This is a genomic window from Flavobacterium sp. TAB 87 (assembly GCF_001529295.1).
In the GTDB taxonomy this organism is placed as follows: domain Bacteria; phylum Bacteroidota; class Bacteroidia; order Flavobacteriales; family Flavobacteriaceae; genus Flavobacterium.
Map to the genome: position 1 here is coordinate 178267 of NZ_LLWK01000033.1, position 25472 is coordinate 203738.

A 25472-nucleotide genomic window follows, 5' to 3' on the forward strand; every position below is an offset into this window, starting at 1 on the left:
AATCTAACTTTATTTTTTAGTTGCGACTAAAAAATTATTTATAAATCATGTTTTTTTTATAACTTCGCAATAAATGGCAGACTTATGAAACAATTAATACTTATCGCTCTTATTAGCGCTTCTTTATTTGGTTGCAAAGACAACAAACCGACCGACGGAAAATTCCACATAGTAACAACAACTTCAATGATTACCGATCTTGTAGAGAACATTGGCGGCGATAAAGTAGTGGTGCAAGGTTTGATGGCTGCTGGAGTAGACCCGCATCTGTACAAAGCCAGCGAAGGCGATGTTTCTAAATTATCTAATGCGAATATGATTCTGTATAGTGGACTTCATTTGGAAGGGAAATTAGTAGAAGTATTCGAAAAAATGAAAAAACAGAACATCAATACTGTCGCGATCTCTGATGCTTTGGATAAAAAAGATTTGATTGGATCAACACTTTTCGCCTCTAATTATGATCCACATATTTGGTTTGACGTAAAGAATTGGGAACAGATCACTGTTTTTGTAGCCCAACAACTTGCGACCGCAATGCCAGAAAACAAGGAGTACTTTAAAGCGAATGCTGATACGTATTTGAATAAACTAAAAGCGCTAAAGGAAGAAATAGAAGCTGAGATAGCAACTCTTCCCGAAGACAAACGTCGCCTCGTTACTGCTCACGATGCTTTTAGGTACTTCGGCAAAGCCTACAACTTTGATGTCGTTGGCTTACAAGGACTATCAACTGCGACGGAGGCTGGCGTGCAAGATGTTCAAAAAACAGCTTCGTATATAATTGAGCATAAAGTGAAAGCGGTCTTTATAGAAAGTTCTGTACCTAGACGCACGGTCGAAGCTTTGCAGGCAGCTGTTAATTCAAAAAAGCAGGAGGTTGTAATTGGCGGAACTTTATTCTCTGATGCGTTGGGAAATCCTGGAACTCCGGAAGGAACTTATATCGGAATGTTCAAATTTAATGTACACACCATAGTTAGCTCTCTTAAATAATGGAAAAAATAGCAGTTAAAGTAGACGATCTTACAGTAGCTTACAATTACAAACCTGTACTTTGGGACATCGACTTACAAATTCCTGAAGGAGTATTAATGGCGATTGTCGGTCCGAATGGTGCTGGTAAATCAACTCTGATCAAAGCCATTTTAGGAATACTGAATCCGATTGCTGGCAGTGTAACCATCTTTGGCAAACCTTACAAGAGTCAAAGGAAGAAAGTAGCTTACGTTCCTCAAAAAGGAAGTGTGGACTGGGATTTTCCAACCACAGCGCTTGATGTAGTACTAATGGGGACTTATGGAAGTCTAGGCTGGATTAAACGTCCTGGTGAAAACGAAAAGAAACGTGCTTTAGAAGCTTTGGAAAAAGTTGGAATGCTCGCGTTTAAGGGAAGACAAATTAGTCAGCTTTCGGGAGGGCAACAACAACGAATCTTCTTAGCTCGTGCTTTGGTACAAGATGCAGAGATTTATTTTATGGACGAGCCTTTTCAAGGAGTGGATGCGACTACTGAAGTAGCCATTATCAATATCCTAAAAGAACTTCGAAAAGCAAACAAAACGGTCGTCGTAGTGCACCATGATTTGCAAACCGTTCCTGAATATTTTGATTGGGTGACATTTTTAAATGTAAAGAAAATTGCGACAGGTCCTGTAAAAGACATCTTCAATGATGAGAATCTCACTAAGACGTACGGAATAAATTACAAAGTAAGTATTCAGAAATAATATGGATATACTTGAATACATAAAACTCGTTTTTAACGATTATACCCTTCGGACCATAACGCTTGGAACCGCCATTTTAGGTGGTGTAACAGGAATGCTAGGTAGTTTTGCCGTACTACGGAAGCAAAGTTTATTAGGAGACGCCATTTCGCACGCTGCTTTGCCCGGAATTGCATTGGCATTCTTAATAACTGGGTCAAAAGATACCAATGTATTATTAATCGGCGCTTTAATTAGTGGACTTCTTGGAACGTTCTGGATTCGTGGAATTACCACAAAAACGCATTTAAAATCAGACACAGCATTAGGATTAATACTTTCTGTATTCTTTGGTTTCGGAATGCTACTGTTAACATTTATACAAAAACAGCCCAATGCCAATCAAGCTGGGTTAGATAAATATTTATTTGGACAAGCGGCAACTTTGGTGGAAAGCGATGTTTGGTTGATGAGCATTGTTACAGGGCTGTGCTTAATTGTGCTCCTACTCTTTTGGAAGGAATTTAAAATCTTACTTTTTGACAAAGATTACGCACAAACTTTAGGCTTTAACACCAAACTGATCGATATACTGATCACAACTTTTATTGTTCTTGCTATTGTTTTAGGACTACAAACCGTTGGTGTCGTATTAATGAGCGCAATGCTTTTAGCTCCCGCTGCAGCAGCACGTCAATGGACTAATAGTTTGAGTACAGTGGTTTTTCTTGCGGCAATTTTGGGCGCAAGTGCTGGAGTTTTCGGAACTGCGATTAGCTCCACTCAGAATAATTTATCAACGGGACCAGTAATTGTTTTAGTGGCGTCAGTATTTGTATTATTCTCCTTTATTTTCTCGCCAAAGCGAGGACTTTTATTTCGACAAATTAGACTGATTCAAAACCGAAACGATTTAGAATTTCAGAAGACGCTTACTTTTATGTACCACATCGTCGAAAATCATGAAGATATTTCACATCCACACGCGATTAAAATTTTGAATGATTTTCAAGGCTACAGTCGCAAAGGACTTAGAGATTTGGTCAATAAAAAGTATGTGATTTTGCAAGGCAATATGTGGAGCTTGACAGCCGAAGGTGTTGAAGCTGCTAAAAATATGTACAATCAAAACCTGAAGGATGACTAACGCACAATTAGAAATACAACTTATAGCCAGTTTAGTGGCGATTGCCGGCGCAATTCCGGGTACCTTTTTAGTACTTCGAAAGATGGCAATGATTAGTGATGCGATCAGCCACTCGATTTTACCAGGAATCGTTATTGGCTTTTTTATTACTCAAGATTTAAATTCGCCTTTATTAATTTTATTAGCTGCAATGACGGGAGTTCTTACTGTTATTTTAGTGGAAAAAATCCAGCAAACAAAACTAGTTAAAGAAGACACAGCTATAGGTTTAGTCTTTCCTGCACTATTTAGTATTGGCGTAATTATGATTGCCAAGTATGCAAATGACGTACATCTCGACATCGACGCTGTTCTTTTAGGTGAACTCGCATTTACACCTTTTGACCGACTGTACTATAACGACATCGATTTAGGTCCCAAATCAATGTGGGTAATTGGCAGTATTTTAGTAGTAACGCTAACACTTTTATTTGCTTTCTACAAAGAACTTAAAATGAGCACTTTTGATGCAGGACTTGCGACTTCGCTAGGTTTTTCGCCAGTTATATTACATTATGGATTAATGAGTATAGCTTCCATTACAACTGTGGGTGCTTTTGATGCGGTGGGTGCTATTTTGGTTGTCGCCTTAATGATTGCTCCTGCGGCCTCTGCTTATCTGCTTACTACGAACTTAACAAAAATGATTACATTGGCTTGTTTCTTTGGAGTTTTTAGCGCGATCGCTGGCTATTGGTCTGCTAATTATCTAGATGCTTCGATTGCCGGAAGTATTGCAACCATGCTTGGAATAGTATTCTTACTGGTATACTTATTTGCGCCAAGCAAAGGCTTAATAGCAGTATTATATCGTGAAAAACAACAACGGATAGAAGTTTCTTTAATCACTTTCATTCTGCATCTTAAAAACCACAATGAAATAGAAGAAAGACATGTCAATCATTTAAACGAACACATCAATTGGCAAAAAGTACGAAGTAAAGCGGTCTTAAACTTAGGATTGAAAAATAATTTAGTAACGATTGACAATGATATAGTTTCATTAACAGAAAAAGGCAATGAATTTACAACGAAAGCGATTAATTACATTATAACCAACGAAGATTCTTTGATCGAAGACATGAAAGATGATTTCTTTTTGTTTAGAGGGTAAGAGATCTAACCTTAGATTATAAGTCTAAATATAAGTAGCATACTTCCATTGTATGCGAGCTATGCTTTATTTTGGCAATCATTGTAAGTAAAACATTCCGCAATCATAGATACTTTAGTAAAAAGTAGAAACCTATACTTCATAATTCAAATTCCAGATTGAAGATTAATTACAATGTAATCCCTTATAACCAGTGTACTCATTCAATAAAAAAGGTCAAATTTTATAGGTACATCTATCGGTATACTTTACATTGCTAAAGTAAGTGTAACTTGACTACTGCCTAAAAGGAAAAAATCCTTTAAATACTAGTATTTAAAGGATTTTTATATTTAAAGTTTCTTTTGAAACTTCGACTGGCGGAGAAAGAGGGATTCGAACCCCCGGACCTGTTACAGTCAACAGTTTTCAAGACTGCCGCATTCGACCGCTCTGCCATTTCTCCAGTCTATTGCTATCAGTTGCTGATTGCGAGTGCAAATATAATGAGCTTTTTCGGTTATAAAAACTTTTTTAGCGCTTTTTTATTGTTTTTTTTAAAGTAATTTTCAACTACTTCATAATCAGTATTTATGTAAAAGCCAAAAAGTATTTGTGTCAGAAATTAATCTAAAATCTTGACCGGTTTTTTATCTTCATCCACCGCAACAAAGGAAAAAGTTCCTGAAACAACAATTTCGCGCTGCTCCGAATACATTTGTTCCATAAAAATATCTACATGTATTTTACAACTAGTATTCCCTACATTTATTATTCTTGCTACTAATTCTATTAATGTTCCGGCTGGAATCGCTTTTTTAAAATCGATTTGTCCCGTTGAAATAGTCACCATTTTTTTTCGGCTAAAACGAGTCGCACAAATAAAAGATACTTCATCCATTAGTTGTAACGCTGTTCCTCCAAATAACGTATCGTAATGGTTGGTCGTACTTGGAAAAACAGCCTTGAATATATGCGTTTCCGATTTTGCAATTCGTTCTTCTAATGTTCCCATATTAATAGCTTACATAATCAGTAATTTCAAGACCGTAGCCAATCATTCCAACTCGTTTGGTTTGTTCTGTATTAGAAACTAAACGAATCTTTGAGATATCAATGTCATGCAATATTTGCGCACCAATTCCATAATCTTTAGTATCAATCACAACTTTTGGAGCTTTCATAGTTCCGTTAGCTTGTAATTCTTTCAATTCAGAAATACGGTTCAATAAATTTACTGCAGACATATCCTGATTCACAAAAATAACGGCTCCTCTACCATTTTCATTAATTACTCTAAACATATCATCCAACTGCTGGTCGGCGTTATTAGTTAATGTACCTAATAAATCATTATTTACTTGCGACGAATTGATACGAGTCAAAATAGATTCTCCTAAACTCCAAGTCCCTTTTGTAAGCGCAATATGTATTTGCTTGTTTGTTGTTTGCTCGTACGCGCGCATACGGAAGATTCCAAAACGAGTCTCAATGTCAAAATCTTCTTTTTTAACAATCAAACTATCATGTTGCATTCTGTACGCTACTAGATCTTCGATAGAAACCAACTTCAAATCAAATTTCTTAGCCACTTCAACCAACTGCGGCAAGCGCGCCATTGTTCCATCTTCATTTAGAATCTCACAAATTACACCCGCAGACTTAAACCCTGCAAGTCTAGCAAAGTCAATAGCAGCCTCAGTATGTCCTGTTCTTCTTAAAACTCCACCTTGTTTTGCTACTAATGGAAATATATGTCCAGGACGAGCCAAATCGTGTGGCTTTGTATCAGCATCTACTAAAGCTTTAACTGTTATCGCACGATCAGATGCTGAAATTCCTGTGGTAACACCTCTTCCTTTTAAATCAACAGAAACAGTAAAAGCAGTTTCCATGTGATCGGTATTATTGGTTACCATTGGTTTCAAATCCAATTCACGACAACGGCTTTCAGTAAGCGGTGTACATATTAGTCCACGACCATGCGTTGCCATAAAGTTGATCATTTCCGGCGTTACTTTTTCGGCAGCTGCTAAGAAGTCTCCTTCATTTTCGCGATCTTCATCGTCAACGACAATAATAATTTTTCCTTGTCTAATGTCTTCAATTGCTTCCTCAATAGTATTGAGTTGTATGTTGTGTGTAGTTGTAGCCATGGCTAATTTTTGTTTGTATTGGGTAAAAACTTTTGAGTCAGTTTTTGAATTAGTTTTTGAATGGGAGCAAATAAAGAATCAAAATTAATTAATCCGATATCATTTGTTGCTCTATAAGTGAGTAATATTGCCAAGGGAGTTAAGATAAACGACGACATCCAAGCACCCATAAACGACGTCATTCCGCCTTCTTGCGACAATCGCTTCCCAAATGTATTTATAAAGTGAAAGGTTATAAAGATAAGAATCGCAAATACTATCGGTAAACCAATACCTCCTTTACGTATGATCGCACCCAAGGGAGCGCCAATAAAAAACATTAAAAAGCAGGCATAAGCAATTACAAATTTCTCGTACAACGCCATTAAATGCTTACTGATGTTTCGTTCTTTATTTTTTAATTCATTTTTGGATGCTTCAATCGAAAACAGTGTACTACTAAGATTGCTGTCTGCCATTTTATAAATAGTTGCTTTTTCAGTAGCATCAAAAACCGACATAATATCATTAGGCAAAGCTTTTATCTTTTCCTTCTCGTTCCCTTTGAGAGTTCTTTGATTTAGTCCAACGCGCTGATTTATGTTTTCTGAAAAAGAAATAATATCATTATCTAAATTTTTATTTAAAGAATCTAGTGTATACCGCAGTTCGTTAACATTCAACATGCTGTTGGTGTTCGTTACACTGGAGTCGTTTAGATCAATATTCGTAAGTTCAGAAAGATCAATGTTTACAATTTGTTTTTTGTAATAACTTTTGATGAAAGGCATTTTGGCTCGATCTTCGTATTTTTTCGGAATAACATCTTCATAATAGTAGCCGTCATTTAAAACCATCTTTAAAATGCTTGATTTCTCGCTACTAATTAATTCGCCATCTTTCGCTTTAATTACCGTGCGAGCGCCGTTACCAGTATTCGACTTTTTATGAATCGTGATTCCAGTTAATATATTCCCGTTCGCTCCCGACTTTTTATTTACCTTAATATTATAATCACCAATATCACTAAACTGGCCTTCGGCAATAGCCATAGCTGGTTTAGATTGGGCAATGTTTTTTCGGAAATTAATAAATTTATACTCCGCAAAAGGAATCACATTATTGGCAAAAAAGAAAGCAACCACAGACAAAATAGAGATAAAAACAATTAAACTGCGCATGGCTCTTTGCAGTGAAATTCCAGAAGATTTCATAGCTGCAAACTCGTAATTTTCAGACAAAGATCCGAACGTCATAATGGAAGCTAAAAGCACAGAAAGAGGCAATACCAAAGGAATGATTCGAGGCATTGAAAACAGTAAGAATTTGATAACTAAAAAGAAATCTAAATCCTTACCTGCTAGCTCGGCTATAAAAAGCCAAACAGTTTGAAGTATGAATATAAAAAACAAGATTACAAATACCGTAGCAAATGTAATCAAGAATGTTTTTAATAAGTATTTGTCTAAGATTTTCAACCTTGCAATTAATCTAGTTTATTGATGTAGTAATTTGGATATTTACTTTGTGCAAAGGTAAATTGATTTTTTGATAAAGGTTGGTTGGTTTTAAAAGAATTAACGGTTAAAGTAGTTTTTGTTCCATTTTTACCCATTTCAATCAAATTATAGATGTGTTTGGTCTGGCTGTCAATTCCTAAAAGAATTTCTTTACGAGCATCTTTAGCATTAGTAGGTGTTAATTTGATATATTGTATTTTACGCCCTTTTACATTTTGAACAATGTCCATTTTGTATTTGTAGCCCGAATTAAAAAACGTCAACATTTTTGAAGGTGTAATTGCGCTATCATCTTTCTCATCTACTTTAGCGATGGTGATTTCTTCGTCTTCAGGAACTATTGTATACGTTTTTTGACCATCAAAAATTTTGGTCACACCCATAAAATTCAAAACATATTCATTGCCTTTCATAATAACATTTCCCTTACTATCTTGGTTAATGTTTTCTTTGGCATTATTTAAAGAGTACTTAAAATCGATGGCAATGTTGTTATAACTTTTTACTTTGGCGGTTACTTGATCCAACCAGTTTTTAGCATTTTTATCTTGAGCATTTGCCGAAAAACTAACTAATAATAACGTCAATAGCGTAATAAGAGTTATACGAATTGCTGGTGTAAAAAAAGTAGTTTTAAGATTCATTTCTTGCTGAATTGCTTTCATGATTGATAATTTAATTTTGTTCATTATTAAAAAATTGATCAAGAGCAACCATATCTGGAATATTAACGCCTCGTGCTTTACTTCCTTCAAACGGACCTACAATTCCTGCAGCTTCCAGTTGATCGATTAAACGACCAGCACGATTGTAGCCTAACTTTAGTTTTCGTTGCAACAACGAAGCAGAACCTTGTTGTGCATTTACAATAATTTCGGCGGCTTCCCTAAATAAGGTATCTCTATCAGAAATATCTACATCAAGATTAATGCCACTATCTTCTCCAACAAACTCTGGAAGCAAATATGCCGTAGCATACGCCTTTTGAGCGCCAATAAAATTAGTTATTCTTTCTACCTCAGGCGTATCAACAAATGCACACTGGACACGAACTACATCGTTTCCATTACTGTACAATAAATCTCCTCGACCAATCAATTGGTCTGCACCTTGTGTGTCTAAAATCGTGCGGGAATCTATTTTTGAGGTTACTCTGAAGGCAATACGAGCAGGGAAATTCGCTTTAATTAAACCAGTAATTACATTTACTGATGGACGCTGCGTAGCAATAATTAAGTGAATACCAATAGCACGCGCCAACTGGGCTAAACGAGCGATAGGAACCTCAACTTCTTTACCAGCAGTCATTATTAAATCGGCAAACTCATCTACAACCAAAATGATATAAGGTAAAAAACGATGTCCATTTTCTGGATTTAATTTTCGTGCTTTAAACTTATCATTGTACTCTTTAATATTACGAACCATTGCATCCTTAAGTAGCGAGTAGCGATTATCCATCTCTACACAAAGCGAATTTAAAGTAGCTACCACTTTTGCATTATCAGTAATAATTGCATCTTCGGTATCAGGAAGTTTGGCTAAATAATGTCTTTCGATTTTATTAAATAAAGTCAATTCTACTTTTTTAGGATCGACCAACACAAATTTTACTTCTGCTGGATGTTTTTTGTAGAGTAGAGAAGTTAAAACAGCATTTAAACCAACTGATTTTCCTTGCCCCGTGGCTCCTGCCATTAATAAGTGTGGCATTTTGGCTAAATCGACAACAAACGTTTCGTTAGAAATTGTCTTTCCTAACGCAATAGGCAGTTCCATTTCAGCTTCTTGAAATTTAGCCGAACCAATCACGCTCTTCATCGAAACCATAGTTGGATTCTTATTTGGTACTTCGATACCAATAGTTCCTTTTCCTGGAATTGGCGCAATAATACGAATGCCTAGTGCCGAAAGTGAAAGTGCAATATCATCTTCTAAACTTTTAATTTTAGAAATACGAATACCAGCCTCAGGCACAATTTCATACAAAGTAACCGAAGGTCCAACAGTTGCTTTGATCTGAGCAATTTCAATTTTATAATTGCGAAGTGTATCAACAATTCTGTTTTTATTTTCTTCTAATTCTTCTTGATTGATCGTAATTCCACCAGTCGAATATTCTTTTAATAAATCAATTGTTGGATATTTATAATTAGACAAATCTAATGTTGGATCAAATAAACCAAAATCAGCAACCAAACGCGAAGCTAAATTTTCCTCTACAATATCTTCTTCTGCCGCTTGTTGTATTACAAAATTTTCTTCTACCGGAATAACAGCTGGTTTCGAAACAGGCTTAATTTCCATTTCTACTGGCTTACCCGGTTCTCTGTTAATTTCTGATGAATGTGCAATCGTGGGCTTTAGCGCTTCTTTATTAATTTCGAATTTAGATTTATCTGATTTGATATGAATGGTATCCTCTACTTCTTCCTGCTCACCAATCGCAAATTCTTCCAAATTATAGGCGTCTCCAGCGTTATCCGCTACTGAATCTGTCGTTCTTAACACTCTCTTACTAGAATCAAAAAACGACTGAATTTTTTCGGGAGAAATTTTAATTTTAAATATTAAATACACCACTAATCCGAAAAGCAATACTAATAAAGTTCCTGTTTTTCCGATATAATCTTGTAAAAACAAATTCATTTCATACCCAATAGTTCCTCCTAATTCTGGCGCTGAAGTTGCAAAAAAACCAAACAAAATGGAGATGATAATAATTGCAAACAAATCCCAGAACCAACTATTTTTTAATTTCTTCAATGGAAAATCCAGGAACAAAAACAATCCTGTTAAGAAAAACAAACGCACAAACATAAACGACGCCAATCCGAAGCCTCTATAAATAAATAAATCGGCTGCATACGCACCAAATTTACCCAACCAGTTTGTAACAGTCTCAGTTCTGTCGCCTAAAGCAGCGACAGCACTTTGATCTGTTTGTCCTGTTATAAAAAAGGAGACAAGAGCGACAGCTAAGGCAACTGAAAACAACACCAAAAGAACACCCAAAACCATTTTGTTTTGTTTACTCAATTTCCATGGTCTTTTCGTTTCTGTTTTTGGTTTATCTTTTTTGTCTGCAGTTACTTTTTTTGTAGATTTTGCCATTCTTTTTAAGGGATGCTATATAAATTTTGGAATGTAAATAATTAAACCGATTGCAATTGCGGTTAAAGCTGCAAAAAACACTGCACCCGCCGCAATGTCTTTGATAAATCCAATTCGTTCATGGTAATCGGGGTGAATAAAATCGGCCATTTTTTCAATAGCAGTATTCAATCCTTCGATGCTAAGCACCATACCGATAGCCATGGTTTGAAACAAAAATTCAGTTTGTGAAATATCCATGACAAATCCAATTATTGTCAAAATAATTCCGATAGAAAACTGCACCATAATACTGTGCTCGGTACGAAGGAGTTTAAACATTCCTTTATAAGCGTAAGTTACGCTCTTCAGTCTTCCTTTTACAAAAGTATTGTCTTTTTGAAATTCCACTTAATGAAGTATTAAAGTGCCGCTAGCGCTGCTTCATAATTCGGTTCGTCTGCAATTTCCGAAACTTGCTCCGTGTGCGTAATTGTTCCGTTAGCATCTGCAACTATAATTACTCTTGAATGCAAACCAGCCAAAGGTCCGTCTAGAATTTCCAATCCATTTGCTTTTCCAAATGCACCGTCTTTAAAATCAGATAAGTTTATTACATTTTCTAATCCTTCAGCTGCACAAAAACGTTTTTGAGCAAATGGTAAATCTCTTGAAATGCATAAAACTGTTGTGTTCTCTAAACCACTTGCTTGCTCGTTAAATTTACGGACTGATGCTGCACAAGTTCCTGTATCAACACTTGGAAATATATTTAAAACTAATTTTTTTCCGGCAAATGAGCTTAGTGAAGCTACTGCTAAATCGTTTTGTACTAATTTAAAATCAGCCAATTGAGATCCTACTTTTGGTAAGTCACCAGAAGTATGTATTGCGTTTCCGCCTAATGTTACTGAAGCCATAATTTGTTTTTTTTTATGAACCTCAAAAGTATGAAATTTATTTATAAGGATGGATCCTAAAGTATAAGATTTTGGTGCTTTTTGTAAGTATCACGGTTCTTATAAAAACAAAAAAACGCAAGCCTATTAGTCTGCGTTTTTTCTATATAATATTAAAAAAGAAATTGATTATTTATCAATTGAACCCATTACACGTTTCATAAACGCGTTCAAAGCTTCTTTTTTATCCACTCCATCTTTTGTCATTTTATGCACTTCTAACGCGCCGTACATATTTGAAATTAATTCTCCAATAACATCTAACTCTTCATCTTTAAGAGATGGAATTTCAGTCATTGCTTCCAAAACTTCAATAGTTTCTATGATGTAATCTTGATCATTTTCCTCAATAAATTGAGTAAGCTGTTTTATTACTGGTAATTTCATTTGATTTTTGATTTAAAATATTTGAATAACGATTTTCGAATTGAATAAAAACAGTTGAAATTTATAATACATCAAAAATCAACAGCTGTAAATAACTTAATTAAAAATAATTAAGCAATTTCCTTTACCAAATCAATTAAAACTTCTTGCTTGTTTGTTTGTGTTTCGTTAACCAATTTTCCATCTACGAAAGTTGCGAATGTTGGTAAGTTTGACACATTAGCCAATTTTCTAGATTCTGGAGAATTTTCGGCATCTACTAAAACAAAAGTAATTGCTTCGTTTTCTGCAGCTAATTTTTTGAACTTTGGTTTCATAATGCGGCAGTTTCCGCACCAAGAAGCCGAAAATTGCACTACTACTTTTTGGTCTTTAGCGACTAAATCAGCTAAAGTATCTTCGTTTAATTCTATTAACATTTTGTTATTTTTAAAGTTAAAAGTTGCAAAGGTTCAAAGTGACAAAATTATTAAACTTTGCCTGCGCAGCAAAAAATTATTTACTGCTTTTAACCTTTGAACCTTTGTTACTCTATAAAATTAGTTTGCGCTTAAGTATTCAGCAGTACTGTTTCTATCAGCACTCATTGCTTCTTTACCAGCTTCCCAGTTTGCAGGACAAACTTCTCCCTTTTCTTGAATGTGTGTGTACGCATCAACCATACGTAAATATTCGTTTACGTTACGACCAAGAGGCATATCGTTCACACTTTCGTGGAAGATTTTACCTGTTTCATCAATTAAGTATGTTGCTCTAAAAGTAACGTTTGAACCTTCAACAATAACTGAATCTGTTTCTTCGCTGTATTCTGTAGAATCAATATCTAAAATTCCTAAAATGTTAGATAAATTTCTGTTAGTATCTGCTAAAATTGGGTATGTTACTCCTTCGATTCCACCGTTGTTTTTTGGAGTATTTAACCATGCAAAGTGCACTTCATTGGTATCGCAAGATGCACCAATTACAATTGTATTTCTTTTATTAAATTCAGGTAAAGCTGCTTGAAAAGCGTGCAATTCTGTTGGGCAAACAAAAGTAAAATCTTTTGGGTACCAAAACAAAAGCACTTTTTTGTTATTGTTTACTGCTTCTTCGAAGATGTTAATTTTTAAATTATCACCCATTTCAGAAATGGCGTCAACTGCAATACTTGGAAATTTTTTACCTACTAAAGACATATTGTTTGTTTTAAATGTTATTAATTTTGTTACTGCAAAAATAAGACTTAAAAAACGTTTAACAGTATTGTGTTTGATTATTAATATTTATTAAGTAATAGTTTTTAACTATCGGGGATGCTTTTAGTTCCTTGAGTGTACTATTCTTAAACTTAAATGTCCACACCTCCATTTGGAGTACTTATCAACTGTCTAATTTTAATATTAAAAGCGGCCACAATCAAAGTTACAATTGGACTTATAATGTTAAAGAACGCATACGGCAAATAATCTAGCGTTGACACACCAAGTGTTCCTGCATGATATGCACCACAAGTATTCCACGGAATTAAAACTGAAGTTACCGTTCCAGAATCCTCTAGTGTTCTACTTAAATTCTCGGGTGCTAATCCTTTTTTATGATATGCTTTTGCAAACATTTTACCAGGAACCACAATCGCTAAGTATTGATCGGATGCCGTAATATTTAAGGCCAAACAACTACCTACTGTCGAGGCAAATAAACCGAAAGTACTGTGTGCCATCTTCAATAAAGAAGAGCTAATTCTTGATAAAGCTCCAATGGCATCCATAATTCCTCCAAATACCATGGCACAAAGTATCAACCAAATGGTACCTAACATTTTTTGCATTCCTCCCGAAGTAAATAAATCAGTTAACGTTTTATTTTCGGTCGGAATAACTACATCCGTTGTAATTGCATCTAGAATTCCTCGATAAGCAGACTCTGCCGTCATTCGATCTACTCCTGCTATTTGATTTAAAACTTGAGGTTGAAAAATTAGAGCAAAGACTGCTGCTAATATTGTCCCCACAAATAGAGCGATTAAAGGCTCTGTCTTTTTTATAATTAAACCAATAACAATAACGGGCACAACAAAGAGCCAGGCAGAAACCGTAAAAGATTGTTCTATGTCAATTAATAAGGTCCCAATATCAACGTTTCCATTGGTTTCCACCATTAAACCCATTATAATAAATAACAGTAAGGTTATAATGTACGTCGGTATCGTGGTTATGGTCATATATCGTATGTGCGTAAACAAATCGGTACCAGCCATAGCAGGCGCCAAATTTGTAGTATCGGACATCGGTGATAATTTATCTCCAAAATACGCTCCCGAAATTACAGCTCCTGCAACCATTCCTAAATCAAATCCTAGTGCTCCTCCTACTCCAATTAATGCAATTCCGACGGTAGCACTTGTAGTCCATGAACTACCTGTGGCTATAGAAATAATAGAACAAATAATTAAAGTTGCCGGCAAAAAAATACTTGGGCTTAATATTTGCAACCCATAATAAATCATCGAAGGAATAATTCCACTCACTAACCAAGTTCCAGCCAAAGCACCAACCATTAATAAAATTAAAATTGCTCCAGTCGTAGATTTAATATTTTCATTAATTTCTTCGAGCATTCGAGCAAATGGAACCTTGTTACAAAAACCAACAATTGCAGCAACTGCTCCACCCAATAAAAGAACAAACTGGTTGCTACCTCCCAACGCATCATCGCCATACACATATACGTTAATCGCGAGCATTGTAACCAAAATAACAACAGGAAGTAAAGCCTCCCAAATAGAAAGCTCTTTATTTTTAATAATTTTTATTGACATCTAATACTATTTTTTTCAGTCTGCAATATAGATAATTTGTATTTATTGGACTAAAAACAGAGAAAATCGAGGAGAAAAACTTTATAATAGTACTATTTTTACTGGTAAAGTACCCGAGCAAGCGGCATTAGTAATTAATTGCTGTCCTGCATTTATTTGAAATTCTGAAAAATCTTGGTACACTTGAATAAGTCTTGCAGCTTTATTTAAGTTCGGAATTAAAGGTAAAACATATGGGTTTCCGAATACATAAATGATGCATTTTTTAGTTAGCAATAGCTTCGAAAGTAAATCAAATATTTGGACATCAATTTCAAAATTATTGGCTGGTTTTGCTTTCGGTACGAACAACGAAATAATCACATATTCAAATGGTTTCAAATCATTGCCAATTGTTTCTACATCAGCAGTATCAAGAGCGGAAATTTCAAATTCTGGAGAATTTAATTCCGAATTAATAGTCGTAAAGAAATCATTTTCTGCGCTTTTATATAGAGATAATTTGGCTAGTTTCTGATCTGCATTGGCTTTTTGGATGGTTTTGAAGTCAACCGTATCAATTACTTGAGTACTACAGTATTTAGCAATTTCCGTGTTTAGTGCTGAAGCTTTGGCGAAATTTAAACCTCCTGTGTTTTCAATTTCTGACTGCAAAATGCCAACCTTTTCTTTGCATCTCACAATTCGATTGAAACTTTCATCAATTCGTTCTGGAGTCGCATTTTTAAGAATTTGCTGAATACCCTCCGAAACATTTTCGGCAAAACACAAAACGTCATTACCAGCATTAAATGCTTCCCATTCTAATCGTCCTTTCTCATCGTATAAATTGGAAACACTATGCATGTTTAGTGCATCAGAAATAACCAGACCGTTATAGCCCAACTTTTCACGCAAAAGTTCTTCGATAATTGGTTTCGATAACGTGGCCGAGGTATCTTTTCCAGCGTTTAAAGCAGGAACGGCCAAATGCCCGATCATGATGGAGTCAACATCGTTTTCTATTCCTTTTATAAAAGGATACAATTCGTTTTGCATCAAATCATCCAACGTTTCTTGTAAAACAGGCAAACCTAAATGCGAATCGACATTGGTATTACCATGTCCTGGAAAGTGTTTTAAACAACCTAAAACACCAACATCCGACATTCCTCGTAAATATTCTAAAGCAAAAATCGCTACTTTTTCTTTGTCTTCACCAAAAGAGCGGTATCCAATTACAGGATTGTTCGGATTGTTATTTACATCCGCCAAAGGCGCTAAATTATAATGTACGCCAGCCGACTTTAAATCTAAGCCAATTTGTTTCCCAACTTCATATACCAAGCACTTTTGACTAAGCGGCAACGCGCCTAAGGTTATTGCATATGGATATTGAGGTGTTTTTTCGACACGCATAGCCAAACCCCATTCGGCATCAATACTGATCAAAAGTGGCACTTTAGCGCATTTTTGATAACGGTTTACCAGTTCTTTCAAACGGTCATAGCTGTCGTCATTAAAAACAATTTTATTCTTACTTTCATAATTGGTTGCAGCACTGGCGCGACTGTGAAAAAAAGTTAAACCACCAATGGTATGTTCTTTAATTAGTGCTTCGGTCTCCAGAATATTTTCTTCTGAATCATTTATAAAAACAGCTGGAAAAAAGAATTGTCCTATTTTTTGTTTTAAAGTAAGTTCGAAGTTCATTTTTATACTGTTAATATTAGACAATTGAATCAAAAAGAGGAATTAATTAGTTTCTTCTTTCTTTCCGTAATCTTTTGGAAAAATTAGAAAACGAGATAAAATAATTCCGGGAATTGTAGCAATAAATACCCAAATAAAGAAATTACCATACCCTAAATATTGCTGAATATAGCCACTTAACATTCCGGGTAACATCATTCCTAATGCCATAAAACCCGTTGCAATGGCATAATGAGATGTTTTTGATTCGCCTTCGGCAACATAAATTAAGTACATCATAAAAGCTGCAAATCCGAATCCGTAACCAAATTGTTCTAAGATAACTACAGCGTAAATGTAATAAATGGAGCTTGGATGAAAATGCGACAATAAAACAAAACCAATGATAGGCAAGTGCATTGTTAAAATCATCGGTAACATCCATTTTTTTAAACCGTGTGCGGAGATTGCGATACCTCCTAATATTCCGCCAACAGTCAGTGCAATTAACCCAAAAGTGCCATAAATAATACCAACATCTTCGGTTTCCAATCCCATACCGCCAACTCCAGTCTCATCTACTAAAAACGGAGTCAGCATTTTGAGCAGTTGTGATTCTCCTAAACGAAATAAAAGAATGAAGGCTAAAATCAGTCCAATTTGTTTTTTCTTAAAAAAACTGGCAAATACGGTGGCAAAATTTTTCTCTTCTTTTGCTCCTTCAGCAATTGGCAACTCTGTTTTTGGCGTGGCAAAATAGTTGTAAACGGTCAAAATCGACATTACTAATCCCACAAAAACCATAGTATAGGACCAGGCCTTTTGATTGTCGCCGTACTTGTGTTCTAGATAACCCGCCAGTAAAATAATTAATCCATTTCCGGCAAGCATAGAAGCTCTATAAAAAGTACTGCGAATTCCTAAAAAGAAAGATTGCTGCTCTTTTCGCAAAGCCAACATATAAAAACCATCACTCGCCACATCATTGGATGCCGACGCAAAGGCAGCCACCCAGAAAATAGCTAAACTCAATATAAAAAAATGGCTGGTTGGAATGATGAATCCCACTATTAAAAAGGCAATAGAGATAAACAACTGCATACTTAAAAACCACTTTCGCTTGGTTCCGTGCAAATCAATAAACGGACTCCACAGCGGTTTAATTACCCATGGCAAATACAATAAACTAGTGTACAGTCCGATATCTTCATTACTGATTCCAAGATTCTTGTACATTAAAACCGAAACCGAAATAATAATTACGTACGGAAATCCAGAAGCGAAATTTAATAACGGTATCCAAAACCACGGTTGATTATCTGTTTTCATTTATTAGTTGAGGTAATTTGATTTTAAAAGCTGTGGCTAAATCAATGGTTATTGGTTTGCTTTCGTTTGCAGCATAATCGATAAAAGTAAAGGCGCAGCCTCTATTTTCTTCAAATTTTTCTACGGGAAGCACTAGATAAATATTTCCGTATTTTTCTTCGACAGCAATTTTATCTATTAACTGTGTCGGATCATTATAATTAACATTCCCGGCAGTATTGGCGCTATAAAGTGCAATGTATCGCACTTTTGTATTCAGTGGATTTTTGATTGTTACATAATATTTACCGTCGTCTTTCATAAATTCGTTAATCATCGGAATATCGGTAACGCTCTTTTTAAGATTAGGAACCGCAGGAGGCAATGCCGGATATTTAAACTGATTTTCTTCTAACAACCGAACGACATCCATGTTTTTATTGACGAACATTTTAGCACTGTAAAAAGCATTTCCTTGCACATTATGATAGTTTCTAGAGAAATCAATTTGAGTTGGAATTTCATTAATATAATTCCAGCTTTTATCACTATCTGCTTTTATTTTATACGTAGCATGACCAATATAAACCGCTGTATTATTGGAATTATCTGACCACCATTTTACCAATTTTGAATAAGAAGCTCTTGGATTATTCATACTCCAATACAATTGTGGCAAGATGTAGTCAATCCATTTTTGATCCATCCATAACAGCGGATCTGCGTATAAATCGTCGTAGTTTGATGTAGATTGGGTATCCGAACCTTTGGGATCCATTGATTTATTTCTCCAAACACCAAAAGGACTAATTCCGAATTGTACCCAAGGCTTACACGCCTTAATTGTCGTCGAAATGTTGTGTACGAAATTATTTACATTCGAACGTCTCCAGTCGGCTAAGCTCATTCCATTTCCAAACTTTTTAAAAGAAGCAGAATCATTAAATGACTTTCCAGGAACCGTGTACGGATAAAAGTAGTCGTCAAAATGAATGGCATCTATGTCATAATTTTCCACCACTTCTTCTACAATTCTAGTCAAATGCGATTGCACCTCTGGTAAAGCTGGATCATAATATATTTTACCCGCATATTCGATCATCCATTCGGGATGTATCAATGCATCGTGTTTCGGGCTTAATTGCGTTTTATTTAAATCAAAAGTCGCGCGATACGGATTCATCCATGCGTGAAACTCAAAGCCTCTTTGGTGTGCTTGATCAATCATCCACGAAAGTGTATCGTAATACGGCTGTGGCTCCTGCCCTTCTTTGCCAGTCAAAAATCGTGACCAAGGCGAGAAATTACTTGGGTAAAACGCATCACCAACACTACGAATTTGTACAATTACCGCATTAAAATTCAGTTTTTTGTACGTATCTAAAATTTCCAAATAATCCGATTTTTCTTTTTCAACCATATCGCTACTCGTCTTGGGCCAGTCGATATTGACTACCGTTGCGATCCAAACCCCTCTAAATTCGGTTTTGGGATGCATTTCTCTTTTTTGGGCTTGACTATTCCATCCAAAAAAAATAAATACTACTGTGAAAAAGATATGAAAACGTTGATTTTTGTTCATTTTTAAAGGCTTTAAAAGGAAACCAAAAATAGTTTTTTTGATTGACTATAGTTGCTAATTTATTGGATTATAACGTAAAATTCTTGTGCCTTATTTGCAAACAATAATTATACCTTAAAAAACATTTTCTTTTTGAAGAAATACCACAATAAACAGCTCCACAATAAAACATAAATAACAGCATACATCAATGATGCAAGCGTTTGATTTTCGAAATTTGAGCTAATCCAAAATGTATAAGCATACTCTCGAATATTAATTGCTGCTCCAGCATTATCTGCGTTTTGTACTTTGATCATTGTAAATGCTCGAGGTAAAATGCCCGAAAGAAAGAAAACAATCATTGGATTGACGCCCCAAACAACAAAAAAGGTGGTCCATTTTTTATGGCTTAGAATATCGATCAAGTAGTAAATAATGCTTAAAATAAAAAGTGCAATTCCTGACGTGAATAACACATACGAACTGCTCCAAATTGACTTGTTAATAGGAAAAGAAACAGACCAAAGCAATCCTAAACAAACTAGCACTACACCAGTACCTGCCATAATTTGAGCAATTTTTATTTTTGAAAGCGATTTGCTATTCAATAATTGTCCAGCAAGAACGCCTAATAATCCGTTTGCAATAACAGGAACTGTGCTTAGAACTCCTTCTGGGTCCCAAGTTTTAGTTTCTACATACATGTGCCCTTCTAATAAAACACTGTCCAACCAAGATGCAAAATTGGTTGCAGGTTCTAGATTTGGGTAACCCACTCCCGGAACATTAACGAAGGTCATTAGTGCCCAATACCCTAATAGGATAATAAGACTTAAAATGATTTGCCATTTAATTGTTGTTTTTACATATAGAAGTGACACTATCAAATACACAATTCCAATGCGTTGTAAAACACCTAATAATCTAACGTTGTCAAAGTGTTTGATTCCGCTAAAGGTTAAGCCTACCAGAATACCAAAGATAGCCACGGCGCTAATCGCTTTGACGTTGAGACTGAAGTTTCCTAACAAAGCATAACCAACCAAAGCCGTAATTGACAAGCGAATTAGCAAAAGTGGTACATATGATGCCAGATCGAAAAATTGAATTTTATAAAAAAAACTAAGAAACAATCCCAAACAAAAAATGCGCAGCGAACGAGTTACTATTTTAAGAACAGTTTCTGAATCGTCTTTTTTGACAGGCATCGCCAGGGGAATCGCAATTCCTAAAATAAAGATGAAAAAAGGAAAAACTAAATCGGCAAGCGTGCAGCCATTCCATTTTGCATGATCTAAAATAGGATAGACATAACTCCAACTTCCTGGATTATTAACAACAGTCATCATCAGCACGGTAAATCCTCTGAGAACATCAACAGATATAATACGATCTTTCATTCTTTATCAGGCTATAAAATTGTAATTATAAAACAAAAAATTAATCCGTTATCGACTCGTAAATTATTTTTTGAATGTCTTCTCTAATATTATTTTTAGCTAATTTATTTCCTTCTTCCGTCACTTCTGGATAGGTTCTGTTGGACAGAAAAACATACACTAAATCTTTTTCAGGATCTACCCACGCAATATCGCCAGTAAAGCCAGTGTGTCCAAAACTAACACTCGAAGTGCAGCCACATGTTGGACCACCTTCCTCTAACCTTTTATCAAAACCGAGTCCGCGGTGTACATTTTTTGCACAAAAATAACAGGTATTAAAGGTATCAAAAGTAGCTTCAGAGAAATATCGTTTTCCGCCATAACTGCCTTTCTGTAAAAACAATTGCATCATTTTGGCCACATCCATCGCATTCGAAAAAATTCCGGCATGACCGGCAACACCACCATCCATTGCAGCACCCATATCGTGTACGTATCCTTGAATGGTTTGGTATCTGTAGTACCTATCTATTTCTGTAGGTGCGATTTGGTTTTTTTTGAATCGGTTCAACGGATTGTATCCTGTATAATTCATACCCATTCCGTTGTAAAAATTTTGCTGACTCAACACTTCCAATTTTTGATGCGTTACAGTTTCTAAATATTCTTTTAGAATAATAAAGGTATAATCGCTGTAGCGGTATACTTTTTTTGCTGCTAACGGAGAATCGGCAATTATTTTCATAATTGTATCGTGATAATCATTCCGAATAAAAAGACTATCTGCTACTTTTCTCGAAAACTGTTCGTCGTACATTTTTCGGTAATATTTTGGTGAAGGTCTGTTTAAAGAGTCTAATGTTTTTTTATAAAAAGGCTTCCATGCTTCGAGTCCTGCGTAATGTGACAGGAGTTCTTTAAAAGTGATATTTCTTTTATCTGTTTTTGCAAAAAGAGGCAACATCGCTCCCAATTTACTGTCTAACTTCACCTTCTTTTGGTCGTAGACTTGCATTACATTAGGTAAAGTCGAAATCATTTTAGAAAGAGAAGCGACATCGTACAAGTCCGTATTTGTTACTTTTTCAGTTCCGTTATAGGTATGATTACCATATGATTTTTGAAATACCACTTTACCGTTTCGAGCCACTAACACTTGCATTCCTGGTGTCATTCTTCCCTTGACTGCTTTGTCGGCAATCCAATCAATTTTTGATAAAACCGAAGAGTTCATTCCTTGATTTTCTGGAACTGCAAATCCTAAAACATCAATGTTCTCTGTATTTAAACCCTGATTAAGCGTAAAATTAGAATTAATGGAAACAGGTAATTTCCCTCTCGCTCCAATGGATCCAAATAAAATTTCGGCTGAAACTATTTGTGCAACATCAGCGTTTTGATACGAAACAACCAATCCTTCAACAGTATCAAAATTAGTTATTGGCAGCAATGCATACGGCTTAGTAAAAACATCAACAATTACTTTATTGTTTTCGGCTATTTTTTGCAGCCAAACTAATTCTTCCTCACTAAAATCGTACGGAGCCCATGCTGTATTTTTTTTATGAAAACCGATAATTACCGTATCGTATTCTTTCAATTGAAGGTTTAAACTATCAATATTGGAATCCGAAACTTCAGTAACAGTGGTATATTTTTTTAAGGTAGTAACAAAGGCACTATTTACGTCGTCACCCATTTTTACGTAAGCAATATTTTGATTGAGATTCTTAATGGGTAAAATATCATTGTCGTTCTTTAAAACGGTAATCGCATTTGCATATAATTGGTATTGAAGCGCTTCTTTTTGTGGTGCATTTAAATCGCTTTGCAAGTTTTGCAATTTAATTGGCTTATAATTGTTCAAACCTGCTTTGTATTTGTATCGCAGTATTTTTTTTACTGAATGCGCCAATCGTTCTTCGGTGATTTGGGTGTTATTATACGCTTCCGTCAGTTTTTCAAAAGCGAGAGGCACATCGTTTGGACAAAGCAAAATATCATTTCCAGCAAGAAAAACAGCCACTTCTAAATCTCCATTATTTTTAAATTCACTTGCCCCTTTCATTCCTAAGCCATCGGTAAAAATTAAACCTTTGAAATTCATTTCTTTTTGAAGCAAATTCGTCACCACATTGTAAGAAGCCGAAACAGGAACATTGGGTTCTGGCTCCAAGCTGGGAATATTTAAATGCGCCACCATAACGGAAGCCAAACCCGCTTTGAAAATTTTTTTGTAAGGATACAATTCGACGTCTTCAATACGCTCTTTTGAAAAATTAACTGTTGGAAGGGTATAATGCGAATCGGACGCGGTATCTCCGTGACCTGGAAAATGTTTTCCCGTGCACAAAACGTCTTGACTCTGAATTCCTTTCATTAGCGCGATGGCCTTATTGGCAACATTTGCTTTGTTCTCGCCAAAAGAACGGTTTCCGATAATTGGATTTAAAGGGTTGGTGTTAATGTCTAAAACTGGAGCAAAATTGAAATTGATTCCCATTCGCCTGCACTCGCTTCCCATGTTTTTACCAACCTCTTCAATCAAATTTAAATCTTGAATAGCTCCCAAAGTCATGTTCCAGGGATAAGCATAAGTCGAGTCCAATCGCATGCTCAAGCCCCACTCGGCATCTAAACCAATAAACAACGGAATTTTTGCTTTTGATTGATAGTAGTTGGTCAACTGCGCCTGACGAACTGGACCGCCTTGAAAGAATATCACTCCACCCACTTTATACTTTTCTATTAAGATTTGAATTTTAGCAGTGTGAGTAGCGTCTTTATTGGAATAGGCTGAGACCATAAAAAGCTGTCCCAACTTTTCATTTATCGTCATATTCTTGTAAATACTGTCAACCCATTTCTTTTCTCGACTCCCTGCGCTGTCATCTCCTTTTTTTGAAGGTGGATCAAGTGTAAAGGAAGTTTTCTTTGGCACCTCAACTATCGAAACAATAGAACTAAACGGAGTATTGTTGTTTTTGTAGACGGTAAAACTTGTAATTCCGAAAAAGGAAAGCAGTATTACACTTTTATTTATAATGCTGTTTTTCATTTCATAGCTATTTTATGAAGTTAAACTCTAAAAGTTATTTTGTTTAATTTTAATACCCTACTTGGCTGTTTCTTTACACTAGAAGCTAATTTTGTGTACCGATTTAGTGCTTGTAAAATAAATACCGATATAGGTAAATAATCCGTTGATGATGATCAATTCATTATCAAAAGTATAACCGAATAACACACCAGAATATTCACTTAAAAAATAAGTAGCAAGCGGAGATAGCAAACAAATAATAGGAATCAAACGATCGGTAACCAATCTCGATTTTTGTAACAAGCCAAATGCATACAATCCTAATAATGGTCCGTATGTATACGAGGCTGCTCTAAAAATTAGCGCTACAACAGAAGCATCATTGAATGAATTTAAAATAATTACTACTAGAAATAGTAAAAATGAAAATCCTAAATGTATCCAATGTCTTTTTTTTATGTTATTGCTATTGGCCAAATTTTCGGTTTTGTCCATTCCCATAAAATCGACGCAAAATGAAGTGGTTAAAGCAGTCAGTGCCGAATCGGTCGTTGCAAAGGTGGCAGCTATGATTCCTAGTAAAAAAATAAAAGCAGGAATTATGGCTAAATGGTTGAGTGCAATTTCAGGGAAAAGTAAGTCTGTTCTCGGTCTTCCAGTTACCTCATCGAGCGGAATTGAGATTCCGTTTTTTTCTGCATAGATATACAATAAAGCACCTAAACTTAAAAATATAATATTTATTAAAACAAAAATTCCTGTAAAAGTGAACATGTTTTTTTGTGCGTCACCAATGTTTTTACAACTTAAATTTTTCTGCATTAAATCTTGATCGAGTCCAACCATGGCAATGGTAACAAACATTCCGCCCAATATTTGTTTAACAAAATGATACTTGCTGGTCATAAAATCGTCAAAGAAAAATATTGTAGAGTAGTCGCTTTCTCGAACAGTAGTTATCGATTCTATCACTGTTAAATTTAAACTGTCGCAGATGAAATAAATCGTAATTAAAACAGAGCTTACCAAGAAAAAAGTTTGCAAAGTATCAGTTATAATGATCGTTTTTAAACCACTTTTATAGGTGTATAAAAAAATTAAAGTAAGCGCCAAAAATACAGTAACTGGAAAAGGAACCGAATAAAAATCGAATACATAACGTTGCAAAACAATTACGACCAAATACAAACGAAAAGCCGAGCTTATGGTTCTACTCACTAAAAAAATAGTGGCAGCAGTTTTATAACTAAAAACACCCATGCGCTGTTCTATATAACTGTAAATTGACGTCAGATTCATTCGGTAATACAAGGGAAGCAGCACTTTTGCAATAATTATAAATCCAATTGCATTTCCTAAAACAAACTGAAAATATTTAAATTGTTCTCCGTTTGGAGATCCTACTTCGCCCGGCACCGAAATAAAAGTCACGCCAGATAAAGCCGTTCCTATCATTCCAAAAGCAACCAAATACCATTTTGAATTTTTATTTGCTTTAAAAAACGAATCATTATCATTTCCTTTTCTACTAATCACTTGCGAAATCAGCAGTAAAATCCCAAAATAGACAAATATGAAAATCAAAATTGTACTTGAAGACATGCGGTTTCGTGTTTTATTATAAA

At 35.2% G+C, this 25472-nt stretch carries 21 protein-coding genes and 1 tRNA gene; 4 read left to right on the forward strand and 18 right to left on the reverse strand.

What is annotated here, in order from left to right; genetic code table 11:
* Window positions 1–84 precede the first annotated feature (84 nt).
* The 4 genes from AP058_RS05510 to AP058_RS05525 are packed head-to-tail and all read left to right on the forward strand — an operon-like array spanning window position 85 to window position 4009.
* The gene (locus AP058_RS05510; RefSeq protein ID WP_066307608.1) at window positions 85–996 is read left to right on the forward strand and encodes a metal ABC transporter solute-binding protein, Zn/Mn family; all 912 of its coding nucleotides are present in this window, start codon (window positions 85–87) and stop codon (window positions 994–996) included.
* Window positions 996–1730, forward strand: coding sequence for a metal ABC transporter ATP-binding protein (locus AP058_RS05515; RefSeq protein ID WP_066307610.1), 735 nt, complete (start codon window positions 996–998; stop codon window positions 1728–1730). Before AP058_RS05510 ends, AP058_RS05515 begins: the two co-directional genes overlap by 1 nt.
* 1 nt (window position 1731) lies before the next feature.
* Window positions 1732–2856: a metal ABC transporter permease gene (locus AP058_RS05520; protein WP_066307611.1), complete on the forward strand. Its 1125-nt coding sequence runs from the start codon at window positions 1732–1734 to the stop codon at window positions 2854–2856.
* Window positions 2849–4009 (forward strand): metal ABC transporter permease, encoded by a 1161-nt coding sequence (locus tag AP058_RS05525; protein ID WP_066307615.1) that lies wholly within the window; start codon window positions 2849–2851, stop codon window positions 4007–4009. Before AP058_RS05520 ends, AP058_RS05525 begins: the two co-directional genes overlap by 8 nt.
* A gap of 357 nt (window positions 4010–4366) precedes the next feature.
* Here the strand turns inward: AP058_RS05525 and AP058_RS05530 are convergent.
* The 18 genes from AP058_RS05530 to AP058_RS05615 form a co-directional block, all read right to left on the reverse strand.
* A tRNA-Ser gene (locus AP058_RS05530) sits at window positions 4367–4454 on the reverse strand.
* A gap of 159 nt (window positions 4455–4613) precedes the next feature.
* Window positions 4614–5003: an acyl-CoA thioesterase gene (locus AP058_RS05535; protein ID WP_066307617.1), complete on the reverse strand. Its 390-nt coding sequence runs from the start codon at window positions 5001–5003 to the stop codon at window positions 4614–4616.
* Between the two features lies 1 nt (window position 5004).
* A complete protein-coding gene (ribB, locus tag AP058_RS05540) occupies window positions 5005–6144 on the reverse strand; it encodes a 3,4-dihydroxy-2-butanone-4-phosphate synthase (protein ID WP_066307619.1) in 1140 nt (379 codons plus the stop codon).
* 2 nt (window positions 6145–6146) lie between these two features.
* The gene (locus tag AP058_RS05545; protein WP_066307622.1) at window positions 6147–7601 is read right to left on the reverse strand and encodes an LptF/LptG family permease; all 1455 of its coding nucleotides are present in this window, start codon (window positions 7599–7601) and stop codon (window positions 6147–6149) included.
* 8 nt (window positions 7602–7609) lie between these two features.
* Complete coding sequence (locus tag AP058_RS05550; RefSeq protein ID WP_369815132.1) at window positions 7610–8332, reverse strand: outer membrane lipoprotein carrier protein LolA; 723 nt, start codon at window positions 8330–8332, stop codon at window positions 7610–7612.
* Window positions 8319–10757, reverse strand: a complete 2439-nt coding sequence (locus AP058_RS05555) for a DNA translocase FtsK (protein WP_066307624.1) — start codon at window positions 10755–10757, stop codon at window positions 8319–8321. The genes AP058_RS05550 and AP058_RS05555 overlap by 14 nt, the downstream gene beginning before the upstream one ends.
* A gap of 15 nt (window positions 10758–10772) precedes the next feature.
* Window positions 10773–11147: a diacylglycerol kinase gene (locus tag AP058_RS05560; RefSeq protein WP_066307625.1), complete on the reverse strand. Its 375-nt coding sequence runs from the start codon at window positions 11145–11147 to the stop codon at window positions 10773–10775.
* 11 nt (window positions 11148–11158) lie between these two features.
* Complete coding sequence (tpx, locus tag AP058_RS05565; RefSeq protein WP_066307626.1) at window positions 11159–11656, reverse strand: thiol peroxidase; 498 nt, start codon at window positions 11654–11656, stop codon at window positions 11159–11161.
* A 168-nt stretch (window positions 11657–11824) separates the two neighbouring features.
* Complete coding sequence (locus AP058_RS05570; protein WP_066307630.1) at window positions 11825–12082, reverse strand: hypothetical protein; 258 nt, start codon at window positions 12080–12082, stop codon at window positions 11825–11827.
* Between the two features lie 110 nt (window positions 12083–12192).
* On the reverse strand, window positions 12193–12501 hold the full coding sequence (locus AP058_RS05575; RefSeq protein WP_066307632.1) for a co-chaperone YbbN: 309 nt from the start codon (window positions 12499–12501) through the stop codon (window positions 12193–12195).
* A 120-nt stretch (window positions 12502–12621) separates the two neighbouring features.
* The gene (locus AP058_RS05580) at window positions 12622–13260 is read right to left on the reverse strand and encodes a peroxiredoxin (RefSeq protein ID WP_066307634.1); all 639 of its coding nucleotides are present in this window, start codon (window positions 13258–13260) and stop codon (window positions 12622–12624) included.
* A 152-nt stretch (window positions 13261–13412) separates the two neighbouring features.
* Window positions 13413–14882 carry a Na+/H+ antiporter NhaC gene (gene nhaC, locus AP058_RS05585; protein ID WP_066307636.1) on the reverse strand — a complete coding sequence of 490 codons (1470 nt, stop codon included), beginning with the start codon at window positions 14880–14882 and terminating at the stop codon, window positions 13413–13415.
* An 81-nt stretch (window positions 14883–14963) separates the two neighbouring features.
* Entirely contained in the window at window positions 14964–16574 is a 1611-nt protein-coding gene (locus AP058_RS05590) for a glycoside hydrolase family 3 protein (RefSeq protein ID WP_231739551.1), read from the reverse strand.
* A 42-nt stretch (window positions 16575–16616) separates the two neighbouring features.
* Entirely contained in the window at window positions 16617–17882 is a 1266-nt protein-coding gene (locus tag AP058_RS05595; RefSeq protein ID WP_066307641.1) for an MFS transporter, read from the reverse strand.
* Window positions 17869–19443, reverse strand: coding sequence for a glycoside hydrolase family 10 protein (locus AP058_RS05600; protein WP_066307643.1), 1575 nt, complete (start codon window positions 19441–19443; stop codon window positions 17869–17871). The genes AP058_RS05595 and AP058_RS05600 overlap by 14 nt, the downstream gene beginning before the upstream one ends.
* A 107-nt stretch (window positions 19444–19550) precedes the next feature.
* Window positions 19551–20825 carry an acyltransferase family protein gene (locus tag AP058_RS05605; RefSeq protein WP_066307644.1) on the reverse strand — a complete coding sequence of 425 codons (1275 nt, stop codon included), beginning with the start codon at window positions 20823–20825 and terminating at the stop codon, window positions 19551–19553.
* A 40-nt stretch (window positions 20826–20865) separates the two neighbouring features.
* Entirely contained in the window at window positions 20866–23865 is a 3000-nt protein-coding gene (locus AP058_RS05610) for a glycoside hydrolase family 3 N-terminal domain-containing protein (protein WP_066307645.1), read from the reverse strand.
* Between the two features lie 78 nt (window positions 23866–23943).
* The gene (locus tag AP058_RS05615; RefSeq protein WP_066307646.1) at window positions 23944–25449 is read right to left on the reverse strand and encodes a sodium:solute symporter; all 1506 of its coding nucleotides are present in this window, start codon (window positions 25447–25449) and stop codon (window positions 23944–23946) included.
* Window positions 25450–25472 lie beyond the last annotated feature (23 nt).

Excerpts from the sequence above, each read along its gene's own strand:
- AP058_RS05510 (WP_066307608.1), top strand. The coding sequence starts at position 85 with ATGAAACAATTAATACTTATCGCTCTTATTAGCGCTTCTTTATTTGGT.
- AP058_RS05515 (WP_066307610.1), top strand. The coding sequence starts at position 996 with ATGGAAAAAATAGCAGTTAAAGTAGACGATCTTACAGTAGCTTACAAT.
- AP058_RS05520 (WP_066307611.1), top strand. The coding sequence starts at position 1,732 with ATGGATATACTTGAATACATAAAACTCGTTTTTAACGATTATACCCTT.
- AP058_RS05525 (WP_066307615.1), top strand. The coding sequence starts at position 2,849 with ATGACTAACGCACAATTAGAAATACAACTTATAGCCAGTTTAGTGGCG.
- AP058_RS05535 (WP_066307617.1), bottom strand. The coding sequence starts at position 5,003 with ATGGGAACATTAGAAGAACGAATTGCAAAATCGGAAACGCATATATTC.
- ribB (WP_066307619.1), bottom strand. The coding sequence starts at position 6,144 with ATGGCTACAACTACACACAACATACAACTCAATACTATTGAGGAAGCA.
- AP058_RS05550 (WP_369815132.1), bottom strand. The coding sequence starts at position 8,332 with ATGAACAAAATTAAATTATCAATCATGAAAGCAATTCAGCAAGAAATG.
- AP058_RS05555 (WP_066307624.1), bottom strand. The coding sequence starts at position 10,757 with ATGGCAAAATCTACAAAAAAAGTAACTGCAGACAAAAAAGATAAACCA.
- tpx (WP_066307626.1), bottom strand. The coding sequence starts at position 11,656 with ATGGCTTCAGTAACATTAGGCGGAAACGCAATACATACTTCTGGTGAC.
- AP058_RS05570 (WP_066307630.1), bottom strand. The coding sequence starts at position 12,082 with ATGAAATTACCAGTAATAAAACAGCTTACTCAATTTATTGAGGAAAAT.
- AP058_RS05575 (WP_066307632.1), bottom strand. The coding sequence starts at position 12,501 with ATGTTAATAGAATTAAACGAAGATACTTTAGCTGATTTAGTCGCTAAA.
- AP058_RS05580 (WP_066307634.1), bottom strand. The coding sequence starts at position 13,260 with ATGTCTTTAGTAGGTAAAAAATTTCCAAGTATTGCAGTTGACGCCATT.
- nhaC (WP_066307636.1), bottom strand. The coding sequence starts at position 14,882 with ATGTCAATAAAAATTATTAAAAATAAAGAGCTTTCTATTTGGGAGGCT.
- AP058_RS05590 (WP_231739551.1), bottom strand. The coding sequence starts at position 16,574 with ATGAACTTCGAACTTACTTTAAAACAAAAAATAGGACAATTCTTTTTT.
- AP058_RS05595 (WP_066307641.1), bottom strand. The coding sequence starts at position 17,882 with ATGAAAACAGATAATCAACCGTGGTTTTGGATACCGTTATTAAATTTC.
- AP058_RS05600 (WP_066307643.1), bottom strand. The coding sequence starts at position 19,443 with ATGAACAAAAATCAACGTTTTCATATCTTTTTCACAGTAGTATTTATT.
- AP058_RS05605 (WP_066307644.1), bottom strand. The coding sequence starts at position 20,825 with ATGAAAGATCGTATTATATCTGTTGATGTTCTCAGAGGATTTACCGTG.
- AP058_RS05610 (WP_066307645.1), bottom strand. The coding sequence starts at position 23,865 with ATGAAAAACAGCATTATAAATAAAAGTGTAATACTGCTTTCCTTTTTC.
- AP058_RS05615 (WP_066307646.1), bottom strand. The coding sequence starts at position 25,449 with ATGTCTTCAAGTACAATTTTGATTTTCATATTTGTCTATTTTGGGATT.